A 13719-nucleotide genomic window follows, 5' to 3' on the forward strand; every position below is an offset into this window, starting at 1 on the left:
AGTTGTCGCACCGAGCGCAAATGTGCAAGGAATAAACTGTGTGGTTTGAGGAGCGGAAAATGATTCCGAAAAAGACCGCGACCCCGGCGGATGGGGAAAAATACGAGCGCAGAATAGACGGACCGGCTGAGGTCATCGACGAAGCAGTGGTGATCGCGACCGTCGACGGCGTCGGTCCCGCCATCGAGCGCATGTCCGATGCCGGTGTCGCACACCAGACCGCTCTACGAGTGCTGTCGAGTCCCGCGCATCATCGGGAAGTGCGGGAAGCGACCATCGCCAAGGTGCTGTCAACGCGCCGCCGCGCTGGAAAAAGCTGAGCTGGATCGCCGCCCGCCGCAAGCAATGTCTTAATACCGCAACGATGTGTGGCGGCCTCGGCACGGACATGCAACTTCAATTTAATTCCCGGAAAGTTGTGCTAATCTGTATTCGAGGAGCGGGATTGGCATGTCGGGAAAACATATTGAATCGGCTGTTTTCGACCAGGCGCTGGATGCCGGATTGCTGATGGTGAGCGCCATAGGGCAAACGTCGCAGATAGAGATCTCCATCCGGTTGCTGGATAGACTCAACACGTTGCAGTGCGAAGATGCGTCGCCCTGCGAGTTGGCGGTGTGCACCGGCCTGCTGGCGGCGCTCGGGGTCGGTCAGCTTGGTGAGTTGCGACAGCTGCTGTGCAGACGCGCGAGTCTGAAGCTGTATAACGACGGCAGGGCCGCCGCAGACGACTCAGCGGTTGACTGAGTTGCGGAAGCCGGGACATTCCCGTCACTCGGACTGCGCGTATTTGCGGCAATGCTCCAGATAGCCCGCCTCGTGGCTGGCCACCAGCTGGACCACGCTGTTCCACAGCCACTGCGGTGTCCCGGTGGACTTCGCCGGGTTGGCCAGCAATTCGGTCAGCCAGATCGAGCGCGTGCCGGCGTCCATTTGGCGCGCGTGCGCGCGGCCGACGACGTAGGCCAGATAGCTGGCCGTCAGCACCGCATCCTCCATCCTCAGTTGTTCGATTTCCAGCTTCAGGTCCTGCGGCATCAGCTCGCGGATGAAGATGCCGCGCTCCATGAAGCGTCGCGCCACCATCCGCCCGCCCAAAGCCGGCGTCAGGCTGCTGGCGCCCTGCAGCACGCGCTTGGCGTTGTCGCGGGGCATGCTGACGCGGGGGTAGCGCGGGCTGGTGGCGGCGACGGCTTCCTTGATGTCCAGCAGCCGGCGCTTGCCGTTGAATTCAACCAGCACCGCGTAACGCAGCAAGCCGAGCGAACTGCATCCCTTGACCCAGTAGGCGGCGTCGACGACCGCCGGCCGCTGTGTCGTATCCGGCACATCGTTGCCGGTGATGGTGGTCAGGATGGCCGGGTCGGCGAACATTTCTTCGATCGCCGCGCGTTCGGTCGGGCTGATCGGCCAGAAGTTCTTGCCCAGCGGGATGGCGTGACGGCCATCGATGGCGCGGTCGCGCGCCAGCGACTTCCACGAGCGCAGCTGCGCCTCGCGCAAGGAAGCCTTGACCACGGCCGGCTTGGCGAAAATCTCTTCATGTCCGGGGAAAAATGCGCGCTGGTAGCCGAGCAGCATATGCTGCAGCATGTGCGAAGTGACGATGCCGGGCAGCGAGGAGCCGCGCGCCGCGCTCGCCAACGACAGTCCCAACCGGATCAGGTCGTGGGTGGGATTGCCGATCGTGGTCTGGTCGAAGTCGCGCAGATGGAGCTGGACGGTGCCGTCCGCCGCCGCGACCGGGCCGAGATTGCCGACATGGCAGTCGCCGCAGATCCAGATCTCAGGGCCGCGCGGCAAGCGTTGCCCCGGCAGCGAATGCAGCCAGTCGTAGTATTGCGCCGTATTGCCGCGCACATAGGCGTGCGGCGAGCGCGCCATCTTCATGTCGCGACGCCGGATCAAGGTCGGACGCCGGTTGTCCGGGGCTGGGGTATTATTGAGCAAACGTGACGGTGGTTTTTCCATGATGAGATTGTGCGTTGGATTTCGGCTATCCAAGGTGCGCCGCCATACATCCGGAGATTAAAGTCGATGCTGAAGAAGAAAAAAACAAACTGTTTATCCCGTTTTGTCGCTTTATTGTGCCTCACGGGTGCGGCCGCCACGCCGCACGCGGCCAATCCCATCGTCCCGGGCTGGTATGCCGACCCGGAAATTCGTATCTTTAATGGACAATACTGGATCTATCCGACCTATTCGGCCGACTACGGCACGCCCGATGTGTCGCAGCGCTTCACGCCCGAGCAGCAGCGCATGCGCGCGCAATCGCAGCTGATCTGGGCGCCTTTCCTCAAGATCACCTTCTTCAATGCGTTCTCGTCGCCGGATCTGGTGCACTGGACCAAGCACCCGCACGTGCTCGACGTGGAGAACGTGTCGTGGGCGGCGTATGCGGTGTGGGCGCCGTCGGCGATCGAGCACCAGGGAAAATATTATCTGTTCTTCGGCGCCAACGACATCAAGAGCAACGATCAGCTGGGCGGCATCGGCGTGGCCGTCAGCGACCGGCCGCAGGGACCGTTCAAGGATGCGCTGGGAAAACCGCTGGTCGGGAAAATCCACAATGGCGCCCAGCCGATCGATCAGATGGTGTTCAAGGACGACGACGGGCAGTTCTACATGTATTACGGCGGCTGGAAGCACGCCAACGTGGTCAAGCTGGCGCCGGACCTGCTCAGTGTGCAGCCCTTCGCGGACGGCAGCACCTTCAAGGAGATCACGCCGGATCCGGAATACGTCGAGGGCCCGTTCATGGCCAAGCGCAAGGGCATGTACTACTTCATGTGGTCGGAGGGGGAGTGGACCGGGCCGGGATACAGCGTGGCCTATGCGATGAGTTCGTCGCCGTTCGGGCCGTTCAAGCGGATCGGCAAGATCCTGCAGCAGGACAGCAAGGTGGCCAAGGGCGCCGGCCACCACTCCATCGTCAACATCCCAGGCACCGATGACTGGTACATCGCCTACCACCGCCGGCCGCTGACGGAGGTCGACGGCAACCATCGCGAGCTGGCGATCGAGCATCTGTACTTCAACGAGGATGGCACGATCCGGCCGGTGGTCATTACCTCGGAGGGGGTGACGGCGCGGCCGTTGGCCGGTGCGGCGGGCCGCTAAGTCCGCCGGCGCAGTCAGGGCCGGGTCGGAAGCGGCCCCGGGGTCCGATGGCGGGACAGGGCGGTGAAGGCCCAATACGCCAATGCCGACACCACGATCCCCAGCACATTCTTCAGCGGATGGCTGGCCAGCAGCATCACCGCCACGCCGCAGCTCCAGGCCAGCAGGCCCTGCCAGCGGAAGGCGCGGTGGCCGTCGCGGACGAAGCTGCGCGCCAGCCAGTAGTCGCCGACCAGCACGCCGGCGATCGGCGGGATCGTCACCGTCAGCACCATCAAAAAGCCCATGAAGTTGTCGAGGATGCCGGCGCCGGCCAGCAACGCGCCGGCGCTGCCCGCCAGCAGCGTGGCAAGGCGGCGCCGGCTGTCCGGCCAGCCCAGCACCTGGGTGATGGCCAGCCCGGACGAATACGCGTTCATCACATTGGTGGTCCAGGTCGCCAGGATGAGCACCGACAGCGCCAGCAGCGGCATGCCGAGCCGGGCGTAGATGTCGACGATGTCATAGGTGTGCTGGAAGATGGCCAGCATCGCGCCGCAGGCGGCCAGCCCGAGCGCGGCTGGCATCAGGCCCAGCAGCGAGCCCAGCACGGCGGCGCGGCGGTCTTTGGCGTGGCGCGCATAGTCGGGCGCGATCACGCCGCCGACGGCGAAGAAGCCGATGGCGATGCCGACCGCCGTCATCATGTCCATCCGCGCGCCGGGCGCCGGGCGGTAGGCGGCCACCTCGGCGAAGCTGTTCGCCTTGAGCGCCATGTACACCGCGAAACCGACCAGCGCGATCTTGCACGGCACGGCCAGGTAGTTCAGCCACTTGAGCCATTTGAAGCCGAACGCGGCGCTCAGCATCATGAACAGGCCCAGCGCCACCGAGGCCAGTTGCGGCGCCACGCTCCAGCCCAGCGAGATCTGCAGGATGCGCGCGGCCGAGGCGCCGGCCAGCGCGCTTTGCACGCCGAACCAGCCCAGCAGCGAGATGCCCAGCGCCAGGCCGACCACGATGCGCGCGCCGCTGCCGCCGAAGGCGCTGGCGGCCAGCGCCACCGTGTCGCGCCGCTGCTCGACGGCGGCGATGCTTTCCAGGCTCATGTAGGTGCCCACCACGGCGCAGCCGATCGCGGCCGCCAGCAGCGTGTCCCAGAAGCCGAGGCCGGCGATCAGGGTGCTGCCGATCAGCAGCGAGGGGATGCTGATCATGCCGCCGAACCAGATGGTGGCCAGGCCAAGCCAGCTCAGCATGGGCGCGGCGGGTGAGGAGTCGTTCATGGGAGTCCCGGAATAAGTGAGGAAAGGAAGCGAGGTCCGCTCAGGCGACCGTCTCGTCGCGGCTCATGTGGCGCTGCTCGACCGGCACGTAGTCGACGTCGTAGCCGAAATAGCGCGGCCCGACCAGCTCCAGTCCGGCCGCGCTGCGCCACTGGCTGACGCAGGGAATGCCGAGCACCGCCACTCGCAGGCCGTAGCGCAGCAGTTCGCCGGTGACCGGTTCGCCGCTCTCCAGGTCCAGCAGCACGATCAGGTCCGGCGTCGATACCAGCACCTGCTCGCCGCGCCGCGCCAGCAGGAATTCGTTCTGGAACAGCAGGCTCAGTTCCTCGCCGTCGAAGCCGTCGAGGCCGACGATGCGGGCCTGGCCGCGCGAAAAGCCGCCGTCGGTGCCGCGCTGCACGTCGACCACCTTGCCGGTGTGGATCAGGAAGCCACCGGTGGCCAGCAGCGCCGCCTGGACCGGATCGGCGTGGCGCGCGCGCGCCTCGAAGATGGCGCGGCCGGTCGCCAGCGCCTTGCCGATCGAGCCGCGGACCACGGCCTGCCGGGCTTGCCTGCCGTCCATCGAGTACATCGCGCCCAGCGCCGAGCCGCCCATCTCCATCGTGATCGAACGGACGAAACGCTCGGTGTACTTGTTGCTGACCGCATCCACCATCACCGCGTTGCCTTTCTCGTCGGCCAGGGCCAGCGGCGAGGCGGCGATGCCGTGCAGCGTGCACAGCGTCATCTGGATCTCGGGGAAGGCGCGGCCCATGGTGTCGCCGTCGACCAGCGGCAGGCCGCGCACGCTGGCGGCGCAGAACGGAATGGTCGAATTGAGTCCGCCCACCTCGGCCGACATCAGCGCGGTGGCTTTGCGGCCGAGGAAGGATTCCAGCGCGGCCAAGCTGTTGAGCACCTGTTCCAGGTTGGGCAGCTTTTCCAGCAGCACCGTGGGGGCGCCGATGCCGGCCACCGAGATCACCAGCGCGTCGTCGTCCAGGCTGTCGACGTCGATCAGCGTCACCGGGCCGTGCAGCCGCATGGCGTGCTGCGCCAGCAATTTGCCCAGATAGGGATCGCCGCCGCCGCCGGTGCCGTACACCGCGCCGCCCAGGGCGATCGCTTCCAGGTCTTGCACTTCTATGATACGCATGGATGGTCCTCTCAGCTTGTCGTTTGCAGGTTGCCGACCACGCGCACCCGAATCCGGGTGGCGTCGCCGGGCATGTAGGCCAGCGGCACGTCCTCGATGTCGACCAGCTCCAGGCTGTCCGCCGTGGCGCCGGCCTCCAGCGCCTTCTGCTGGGCCTCGGCGCGCACTTGCGCGATGGCGGCGTCGCGCCCGATGTCGGCCAGCCGCAGCACCCGGTCGGCCTCGCCGCTGACCTGGGCCATGGCGGCGCCGACCGCGTTGGCGACCGCGAAGTGGGGCGGCAGCCGCAGTTCGAACTGGCCCAGCGTGCCGTGCAGCAGCACGCTGCCGCCGCCCACCACCAGTACCGGCAGCGGCTGGTCCGAGGTGCGCATGCGGTCGATCGCGGCCAGGATCATGCAGCGCATGCGCGCCAGGCAGGCCGCCACCCGCGCCGGATCGAGATCGGCCACCAGCGCCGGGTCGCCGATGCCGTCGATGCCGCCGGCCGCCGCCACCGCGATGTCGGTCGCGGTCAGCGTGCGGCCGCCGAACACCAGCGCCTCGCTGCGCAGCCGGAAGCCGACGCTGTGCGGGCCGATGGTCTGGTAATCGTCCGCCACCAGCGTGCCGCCGCCCAGGCCCAGGCTGTACACGTCCGGCATGCGGAAATTGGTGCGCACGCCGCCGACTTCAACCGCCGTGCCGGTCTGGCGCGGGAAGCCGTTGACCAGCACGCCGACGTCGGAGGTGGTGCCGCCGATGTCGACCACGATCGCGTCCTTGCAGCCGGACAGGAAGGCGGCGCCGCGCATCGAGTTGGTCGGACCTGAGGCAACCGTCAGGATCGGGAAGCGCGCCGCGCGTTCGGCGTCCATCAGCGTGCCGTCGTTTTGCGTGATGTAGAACGGCGCCTCGACCCCGGCTTCGCGCAACGCCGCGCGCAGCGCGTTGATGGTCTTCTCGCCCAGGTCGCCCAGCGCGGCGTTCAGGATCGCCGCGTTTTCGCGGTCCAGCAGCCCGACCCGGCCGATCTCTGACGACAGCGTGACGCGCGCCTGTGGCAGCACCGCCAGCACATGCGCCGCCGCCTCGCGTTCCTGGGCGTCGTTGATCGACGAGAACACGCCGGAGATGGCGATGTTGCGGATCCCCGCCGCCGCGAACTCGGCGGCGATGGCGCGGATCTCCTCGCCTTGCACCGGCGCCAGCACCGCGCCGTCGAATTCGTAGCCGCCGCCAGCGATGCGGCAGTCGAGGCGGCCGGCCGCCAGCAGGTCCTCGGGCCAGCCCGACAGCGGCGGGATGCCGGTGCTGGCCGGCCGCGCCAGCCGGATCATGCCGACCGGCGCCAGGTGCTGTCGTTCCACCAGGGCGTTGGTGAAGTGGGTGGTGCCGATCATCACGGCGCGCAGCGACGCGTACTCGACGCCGGCGCCTTGCACCAGGTCGCGCAGCGCCTGCAGCACGCCGCCGGTCACGTCGGCGCTGGTGGGCGCCTTGACGGCTTGCACCACCTGGCCGTCGCGCATCAGCACGGCGTCGGTGTTGGTGCCGCCCACGTCAATTCCTATTCGATACATGGATCTGTCCTTGTGGTCACGGGGATGAAAACGTCAGAAGCGGAACTTGGCCTCGAGGCCGAAGGTGCGCGGCTGGGCCAGCGAGCCGATGTCCATCGGCTGCCCGGCGCCGTAGCTCAGGCCGGAATAATTGGCCGAGGTGTAGTCGGCGTAGTAGCGCTTGTCCGCCAGGTTGCGCACGTAAGCGCCGACGCGCCACTGGTCCTTGGCTTCGCCGATGCTGAATCGCAGGTTGAGCAGCGTCAGCGGATCGGACACGGCCACGTTGTCGGCGTGCCAGTACTTCTTGCCGCGATATTCGGTATCGAAGCGGACCATGCCCTTCAGGTTGGCGCCGACGGCGGCGCCGTACTGGATGCCGAGCGTGGCCTTGAACGGCGTGTTTTTCGGCGTGTGGTTGCCGATGCTGCCGGGCTCGACACGGTTTTCCTTGATCGTGCTGTCGGTGACGCCGATGCCGCCGTCCAGTTGCAGCTCGCGCAGCGGCAGGTAGCGGAAGTCGATGTCGGCGCCCTTGATGTCGACCTTGTCGATGTTGGCGATCACCTGCGAGGCGGTCAGCGCGTCGACATAGAAATACTGGAAGTTCTTCGACTTCGAGTAGAACAGCGCGCCGTTCAGGATCAGCCGGCCGCCCAGCAGCGTTGTCTTGGCGCCGGCTTCGTAGTTGGCCAGCTTTTCGGCGCCGAAGTCGGGCAGGTCCGGACCGTTGAAGCCGCCCGAGCGGAAGCCGGTGCTGTAGGTCAGGTATGCCAGCGCGTTCGGGTTGAGTTTCTTGGTCAGCGTCAGCTTCGGCTGCCAGTTGGAGAAATCGCGCTTGCGGTGCAGGCCGGTGGCCTGGTCGGTCTGGTCGCGGTTGTCGCGGTCGTAGCGCAGCGCGCCCGACAGCGTCAGGTCGCCGGCCAGGTCGTAGTCGAGCTGGCCGAAGCCGGCGTAGGCGGTGTTGTCGTTGCTTTCGTTCTTGTTGATCAGCAGCTTGGCCGCCTCGTTGTACTGGTCGAAGCTGCCGTCGGTATCGAGGAAGGCGCGGGTCTGCAAAGTGCGCTTGGTCTTCAGGTAATAGGTGCCGGCGATCCAGCGCAAGCGCTCGCGCGACGGCGAGGTGATGCGCAGCTCCTGGCTCAGCATCCGGGTTTCCAGGTTCTGGCCCTGGCCCAGCTGGAAGCCGAAGCCGGAAAAGCCGCCCGGATGGTCGATCGGATTGCTGAAGTCGATGTCGCCGCGGTAGTTTTCGGTCAGCTTGGTGTAGCCGGTGATCGCGCTGATCACGCCCAGTCCGGTCTCGATCTCGGCTTTGAAGCTGGCGTCGGTGGTCTTGCCGTCGGACTTGCCGAGCAGGCTGCTGCGCGGGTCGCGGATGTCGTTCGGGTTGCCGGCGGTGCCGGGCTGGTTGATCTGGCTGTCCCACACGGCGCCGGCGGCGAAGTCGGTGACGCCGATGCGGAAATCGAGATTGACGTCCCTGGCCGCCTTGACGGTCAGCGTGGCGCGCACCGCGTTGTCGTGGTCGAGCTGGTCGACCTTCTGGTTCAGGTAGGTGTTGCCGATCAAGCCATCGGCCTGCTTGCTCTGGCCCACCACGCGCAACATCACCAGATCCTCAACCAGCGCGCCGCCGATGCCCGCCGACACCTGCCTGGCGCCGCCGTTGCCGACCTCCACGCCGGCGAAGCCTTCGAACTTGTCGCGCGGCTGCTTGGTTTCGATGTTGATCGCGCCGCCGATGGCGTTGCGGCCGTACAGCGCGCCTTGCGGCCCCTTCAGCACCTCGATGCTCTGCACATCGAACAGATTCATCTTCAGCTGCTTTTGGTTGTTCTGCGGCACGCCGTCGACCACCACCGCCACCGGCGAATCGGCGTTGTTGACCTGGGTGACGCCACGGATGACGACGAAGGAATTGCCGTAGGTGAAGGAGTTATCGAAGGAGACGTTGGGCGTCATGGCGATGAAGTCTTCGGTGTTCTTGATGCCGGCGTCCTCGATCTGTTGCGCCGAGAACGCCTTGACCGCCACCGGAACGTCCTGCAGGCGTTCGGCACGGCGCTGCGCCTTGACCACGATGGTTTCCAGCTTGGGCTGGCCATCGTCGGCGGCGTCCGGCGCGGTCTGGGCCCAGGCCTGGCCGCCGCCCAACACCAGCGCGATGGCCAGCGGCAGCGGCTTCAGGCGTCGTCGCCGGGCGTCGGGCGGCGGGGTGGAGTGACGTGGCTGACGATCGTGCGTGCTGCGGTCCAAGTGCTTCATCTGACTGCTCCCGGTGATTGAATGGCGTTGTTGTTCAGTACAGTGTGCGTGCGGCGGCAGCGCGGCGCAACGCCAACGGCGGGGGATGGGGGGCCGATTTTCGGGGGGGATGGCGACAAACCCGCCGCAACCGGGGGCGTCGTAAACGGTTTAGATGGTTTGTGTTACATTTCGAAAACAGATAGCCAACGCCCAGCCATGACCGATTCCCTCCCGCCGAACGATGTCCGCAGCGATGCGCCGCTGGCGCGCAAATTCCAGCCCATCGTGCACATCGACGACGCGGTATGGCGCGAGCGCCTGATCGAACGCATCCTGTCGGCGCCGCCCAGCACCGCGCGGCTGACGGTGGTGGTGGCGCCAGCCGGCTTCGGCAAGACCACGCTGCTGGCGCAACTGGCGCGGCGGCTGGGGCAGCGCGGCATGCGCACCGCCTGGCTCAACTGCGAGGCGGGCGACGGCGATCCGGACATTTTCTGCGCCAGCCTGCTGGGGGCGCTGGCGGCCAGCCAGCTGGCCAGCCACAACAGCGGCCGGCTGGTGGCCGACGTCGCGGCCTGGGTGGCCAGCATCACCGAACCGCTGGCGATCTTCTTCGACGAATACGAGGCCGCGTCGTGTCCCGGCGTGGACGAATTGATCGACGCCATCGCGCTGGCGGCGCCGCCCAATGTCAGCCTGGTGATGGCCAGCCGCGAGTTGCCGAATCTGCCGCTGACCCGGATGCAGCTGGCCGGCAAGGTGCGGCTGATCGACGCCGAGTTCCTGCGCTTCAGCTTTGACGAAACCCGCGCCTTGCTGCAGGATTACCTGCCCGGCAAAGCGGTGCACCAGGTCGCCGCCTACGCCGACGGCTGGCCGTTCGCGCTGCAACTGGTGCGGCTGAGCGCGGCCGGCGGCTGGCAGGCCGACTGGGTGGTCGACGCGCGGGTCAAGATGCCGCGCCGGCAGATCTTCGACTATCTGGCCGAGGAAGTGTTCTCGACGCTGGACGCCGACATCATCGCCTTCCTGGCCGAGGTGGCTGTGTTGGTGACGATCGACGTCGCCGCCGCCAACGCGGTGCGCCGGCGCGACGACAGTCTCGGCCTGATCCAGCGCCTGCACGCGCTGAAGCCGATCGTGGTGGTGGATGAATCGAACTGGCACGCGCGCCTGCATCCGCTGCTGCGCGACTATCTGATCGACACGCTGGAATTGTCCAGGCCCGGCCTGCGCGCCGAGCTGCACCTGCGCGCCGCCCAGCATCTGGCCGACACCGGCCGGGTCTACGCGGCGGTGGAGCACGCGGTGGCCGGCGGCCGGCTGGACCGGGCGGCGTCGATGATCGAACAGGCCGGCGCCATCCTGTTGCTGGTCAACGAAGGCGCGTTGCGGGTGCGGGCGCTGTTGCAGCAGCTGCCGGCGACCACCATCCAGCGCCATCCACGGCTGCGCTTGCTGCAATTGGGACAGCAGGTGGCGCTGGGACAAGCCAATCCCAGCGAATTCGGCCGCATCGAACGGCTGGTCGGCGATGCCGACGCCGGCCAGGACGAGCGCATCCTGCTCGATCTGGAGATGGCGCGCTGCATGATGCTGTTGCTCGGCTCCGAGCAAAGCGTGGAGTTCTTCCCCTGGCCGGTGATCGCCTCCGCCAAGCAGATCGCGCGCCACCGCTATGCCGCCGACACGCGGGTGCTGTGCCTGTGCCTGGCGATCGAGATCACCATGCTGCACCGCTACGGCCCGGTCGAGCGCTGCGAGCGGCGCACGCTGGAGATCGGTCACGTCTACGCCAACGCCGACTTCGGCAACACCCAGCCCTTCGTCTGGATGTACCAGGCGCGCAATGCCTACGCGCGCGGCGAGCTGGAGCTGGCGGAGCGCATCATCGACGACCTGCTGCGGCAGGACGCCAATTTCGTCAATTTCCGCACCCAGTTCCTGGGGCAGATCACCACGGTGCTGCAAGCCCGTATCCTGTTCCAGCGCGGCGAGCTGGAGCGGGCGCGCGACGAATTCGCCGCCATCATGCCGTCCGAATCGTTCAATATGTTCGAGATCCACATCGGCCTGATGGTCGACCCGGCGATGTGCGCGGCGGCGCTGGGACAGCCGGCCGAGGCGCTGGAATTGCTGGAAGCGGCGCGCCTGTACGCCTTCGAGGAAAGCCTGCCGCACCTCGGCATGGTGGCGGCCGCCGCGCAGATCGAAGTCGCGTTGTCGTCGGGCGCGGTGGAGCAGGCGCTGCGGCTGGCCGACAGCGTCAAGCTGGAAGCGGCCTGGCGGCTGGCGCACCAGCCGTTCGCGCTGCCGTGGTCGGAAGTCGAAGCGCTGGCGCGGGCCTGCTTTTTCCTGCGGCTGCAAGCGGACGATGTCGACGCGGCGGCGGCGTGCGCGGCGACCCTGCTGGAACTGGCGCAAAGCGGCGGCTTCAGGCTGGCCGAGATCACCGCTCTATTGATGCGCAACCGGGTCGCGCGGCTTCGCGGCGACGCGACGGCTGCGCGCGCCGATCTGCTGGCGGCCTTGTCGATGGCGGGCAAGTGCGGCGCGGTGCAGATGTTCCTCGGCTTCGGCGCGGACCTGGCGGCGCAGCTGCGCCTGGTCGCGGAACAGGACGGCGGCCCGGCCGCGGCATGGGCCGGCCGGGTGGTTGCGGCATGGGAGGCGCGCTTCCGGGTGCGCTCCAACGCCGCCGCCGGACTCACGCCCCGCGAGCTGGACGTGCTGTGCGAGCTGGCCAAGGACCAGACCACCAAGATGATCGCCAAGACGCTGATGCTGTCGCCGGAAACGGTGAAGCAGCACTTGAAATCCATCTTCGGCAAGCTCGAGGTCAACAAGCGCGAGGATGCGGTGGCCGAGGCCAGGCGCCGCGCCTTGATGGCTTAGCGGACGCTTGGAGCGGTCGCTGCCCAAGCGCCCCGGTCAGATGCCGCCCAGGCAAATGTATTTGATGACCAGGTAGTCTTCGATGCCGTGGCGCGAACCCTCGCGGCCGAAGCCTGATTGTTTGACGCCGCCGAACGGCGCGATCTCATTCGAGAGTATGCCGGTATTGACCCCGACCATGCCGGTTTCCAGCATTTCGGCGACGCGCCAGACGCGGCCGATATCGCGCGAATAAAAGTAGGCGGCCAAACCGAATTCGGTATCGTTGGCCATCGCCACCACCTCGGCGTCTTCCTTGAAACGGAATAGCGGCGCCAGCGGACCGAAGGTCTCTTCGGTCGCCACCAGCATGTCCGGCGCCACGTCGGCCAGCACGGTGGGCTCGAAGAAACCATGGCCGAGCGCATGGCGCCGCCCCCCGACCAACACCCGGGCGCCTTTCGACAGCGCGTCGGCGATGTGCGCCTCGACCTTCCGCACCGCCTTCTCCTCGATTAACGGGCCTTGCGTCACGCCCGGCTCGGTGCCAGCGCCCACCTTGAGCTTGCGCACCGCGTCGGCCAGCCTGGCGGCGAAGGCGTCGTAGACGCCGTCCTGCACATACAGCCGGTTCGCGGAAACGCAGGTCTGGCCTGAATTGCGGTATTTGGCGGCGATCGCGCCCTCGACCGCCGCATCCAGGTCGGCGTCGTCGAACACGATGAATGGCGCGTTGCCGCCCAGTTCCAGCGATACCTTCTTGACCGTGGCCGCGCTCTGGGCCATGAGTATCCGGCCGACGGCGGTGGAACCGGTAAAGCTGAGCTTGCGCACCGCCGGGTTGGCGCTCAGCTCTCCGCCGATCGCGTGCGCGGAGCCGGTGACGACATTGAATACCCCGGGTGGAATGCCCGCGCGTTCCGCCAGCACCGCCAAGGCCAGCGCGGAGTAGGGCGTCAACTCGGACGGCTTGACGACGATGCAGCAGCCCGCCGCCAGCGCCGGGCCGGCCTTGCGCGTGATCATCGCGGACGGGAAATTCCACGGCGTGATCGCGGCGCACACGCCGACCGGTTCCCTGGTGACGACCAGGCGCCGGTCGGGCCATGGCGACGCCAGTGTTTCGCCAGCCACCCGCTTCCCTTCCTCGGCGAACCACTCGATGAACGAGGCGGCATAGGCGATTTCCGCCCTGGACTCGGCCAGCGGCTTGCCCTGCTCGGTGGTGAGGATCAACGCCAGGTCGTCGGCGTGCCGCAGCATCAGGTCGTGCCATCCGCGCAGCAAGGCGGCGCGCTCCTTGGCGGTCTTCTTGCGCCAGGCCGGCCAGGCAAGATTGGCGGCGGTGATCGCCCGCGCCGTCTCCTCGGCGCCCATGTCCGGTATGGTGCCGAGCGGGGCGCCGCTTGCCGGGTCGCTTACCTCCAGGGTGGCGCCGCTGTCGAGCCACGCGCCGTCGATGTAGCACTGCTGGCGCAGCAATGTTGGATCCTGCAACTTCTGTTTGAAATGAATCATGCCGTTTCTT

10 protein-coding genes are annotated in these 13719 nt (G+C 67.1%); 4 read left to right on the forward strand and 6 right to left on the reverse strand.

Going from position 1 to position 13719, the window contains the following annotated elements; genetic code table 11:
* The first annotated feature begins 59 nt into the window (after window positions 1-59).
* A complete protein-coding gene (locus GW587_RS12970; RefSeq protein ID WP_166103321.1) occupies window positions 60-320 on the forward strand; it encodes a hypothetical protein in 261 nt (86 codons plus the stop codon).
* A gap of 130 nt (window positions 321-450) precedes the next feature.
* Window positions 451-747: a hypothetical protein gene (locus GW587_RS12975; protein ID WP_166103323.1), complete on the forward strand. Its 297-nt coding sequence runs from the start codon at window positions 451-453 to the stop codon at window positions 745-747.
* Between the two features lie 24 nt (window positions 748-771).
* On the opposite strand, the gene GW587_RS12980 is transcribed toward GW587_RS12975, so the two are convergent.
* Complete coding sequence (locus GW587_RS12980) at window positions 772-1971, reverse strand: DUF2252 family protein (protein ID WP_166103326.1); 1200 nt, start codon at window positions 1969-1971, stop codon at window positions 772-774.
* Window positions 1972-2085: 114 nt separating this feature from the next.
* Here GW587_RS12980 and GW587_RS12985 point away from each other — a divergent pair, with 114 nt between their 5' ends.
* A complete protein-coding gene (locus GW587_RS12985) occupies window positions 2086-3120 on the forward strand; it encodes a glycoside hydrolase family 43 protein (protein WP_229259427.1) in 1035 nt (344 codons plus the stop codon).
* A gap of 14 nt (window positions 3121-3134) precedes the next feature.
* Here GW587_RS12985 and GW587_RS12990 read toward each other — a convergent pair whose 3' ends face one another.
* The 4 genes from GW587_RS12990 to GW587_RS13005 are packed head-to-tail and all read right to left on the reverse strand — an operon-like array spanning window position 3135 to window position 9335.
* Entirely contained in the window at window positions 3135-4385 is a 1251-nt protein-coding gene (locus GW587_RS12990; RefSeq protein WP_166103332.1) for a cytosine permease, read from the reverse strand.
* A 40-nt stretch (window positions 4386-4425) separates the two neighbouring features.
* Window positions 4426-5526 (reverse strand): S-methyl thiohydantoin desulfurase family protein, encoded by a 1101-nt coding sequence (locus GW587_RS12995; protein WP_166103335.1) that lies wholly within the window; start codon window positions 5524-5526, stop codon window positions 4426-4428.
* Window positions 5527-5537: 11 nt separating this feature from the next.
* Entirely contained in the window at window positions 5538-7088 is a 1551-nt protein-coding gene (locus tag GW587_RS13000; protein ID WP_166103337.1) for a hydantoinase/oxoprolinase N-terminal domain-containing protein, read from the reverse strand.
* Window positions 7089-7121: 33 nt separating this feature from the next.
* Window positions 7122-9335, reverse strand: coding sequence for a TonB-dependent receptor (locus tag GW587_RS13005; protein ID WP_166103340.1), 2214 nt, complete (start codon window positions 9333-9335; stop codon window positions 7122-7124).
* A 198-nt stretch (window positions 9336-9533) separates the two neighbouring features.
* On the opposite strand from GW587_RS13005, the gene GW587_RS13010 reads away from it, so the two are divergent.
* The gene (locus tag GW587_RS13010; protein ID WP_166103342.1) at window positions 9534-12212 is read left to right on the forward strand and encodes a helix-turn-helix transcriptional regulator; all 2679 of its coding nucleotides are present in this window, start codon (window positions 9534-9536) and stop codon (window positions 12210-12212) included.
* A gap of 36 nt (window positions 12213-12248) precedes the next feature.
* Here the strand turns inward: GW587_RS13010 and GW587_RS13015 are convergent, their stop codons facing one another.
* Window positions 12249-13709 (reverse strand): NAD-dependent succinate-semialdehyde dehydrogenase, encoded by a 1461-nt coding sequence (locus GW587_RS13015; protein ID WP_166103344.1) that lies wholly within the window; start codon window positions 13707-13709, stop codon window positions 12249-12251.
* Window positions 13710-13719 lie beyond the last annotated feature (10 nt).

It is taken from the genome of Duganella aceris (assembly GCF_011090165.1).
In the GTDB taxonomy this organism is placed as follows: domain Bacteria; phylum Pseudomonadota; class Gammaproteobacteria; order Burkholderiales; family Burkholderiaceae_D; genus Rugamonas; species Rugamonas aceris.

Excerpts from the sequence above, each read along its gene's own strand:
- GW587_RS12970 (WP_166103321.1), top strand. The coding sequence starts at position 60 with ATGATTCCGAAAAAGACCGCGACCCCGGCGGATGGGGAAAAATACGAG.
- GW587_RS12975 (WP_166103323.1), top strand. The coding sequence starts at position 451 with ATGTCGGGAAAACATATTGAATCGGCTGTTTTCGACCAGGCGCTGGAT.
- GW587_RS12980 (WP_166103326.1), bottom strand. The coding sequence starts at position 1,971 with ATGGAAAAACCACCGTCACGTTTGCTCAATAATACCCCAGCCCCGGAC.
- GW587_RS12990 (WP_166103332.1), bottom strand. The coding sequence starts at position 4,385 with ATGAACGACTCCTCACCCGCCGCGCCCATGCTGAGCTGGCTTGGCCTG.
- GW587_RS12995 (WP_166103335.1), bottom strand. The coding sequence starts at position 5,526 with ATGCGTATCATAGAAGTGCAAGACCTGGAAGCGATCGCCCTGGGCGGC.
- GW587_RS13000 (WP_166103337.1), bottom strand. The coding sequence starts at position 7,088 with ATGTATCGAATAGGAATTGACGTGGGCGGCACCAACACCGACGCCGTG.
- GW587_RS13005 (WP_166103340.1), bottom strand. The coding sequence starts at position 9,335 with ATGAAGCACTTGGACCGCAGCACGCACGATCGTCAGCCACGTCACTCC.
- GW587_RS13010 (WP_166103342.1), top strand. The coding sequence starts at position 9,534 with ATGACCGATTCCCTCCCGCCGAACGATGTCCGCAGCGATGCGCCGCTG.
- GW587_RS13015 (WP_166103344.1), bottom strand. The coding sequence starts at position 13,709 with ATGATTCATTTCAAACAGAAGTTGCAGGATCCAACATTGCTGCGCCAG.